Source organism: Xenorhabdus yunnanensis (assembly GCF_028598805.1).
GTDB lineage: Bacteria > Pseudomonadota > Gammaproteobacteria > Enterobacterales > Enterobacteriaceae > Xenorhabdus > Xenorhabdus yunnanensis.
The window spans coordinates 1-389 of record NZ_JAQRFI010000254.1 but is presented as its reverse complement, the minus strand read 5'-3'; the positions used below and the strand labels follow the sequence as shown (position 1 = coordinate 389).

The window sequence follows — 389 nt, the reverse complement described above, 5'->3', positions numbered from 1 at the left end:
AGTGAATAGAACTAATTGCAGGCTGGATTTAGATGAGGAAATATTGACTCTCGCTTTAATTAAGTTCTTTGAAGATGGACTTGGCGAGCATCAACATAAATCACATGAACTGATATCAACATATGACAGCTTTTACACCAAGCACGGAAATTTAACCGCAGAAGGTAATGGGTTTATGAATGAAATATTGAAACTCATTGCGAAGAAAACGGAGCCAATAAATGGAGATAACAATGAAAAATGAAACCTATTTAGATTTTGCTAATACAGCCATCCAAAAAGAGAAAGAAGAAAAATACGACCTTGCAGCTTTATATTGGGGGAAGGCCAAAGAAGTAGCCACCAGCCTTAATACTCAATTATGGTCTGAATATCGTCAGGAGCATAAC

Annotated in this window: 2 protein-coding genes; both read left to right on the top strand. The window is 36.5% G+C overall.

The genetic code is table 11. The features are described 5' to 3' along the window. A partial coding sequence (locus PSI23_RS22125; RefSeq protein ID WP_273557061.1) for a hypothetical protein occupies nt 1–244 on the top strand: 244 nt, incomplete at its 5' end. Next, a partial coding sequence (locus PSI23_RS23360) for an ANR family transcriptional regulator (RefSeq protein WP_373567374.1) occupies nt 222–389 on the top strand: 168 nt, incomplete at its 3' end. The genes PSI23_RS22125 and PSI23_RS23360, both read left to right, overlap by 23 nt.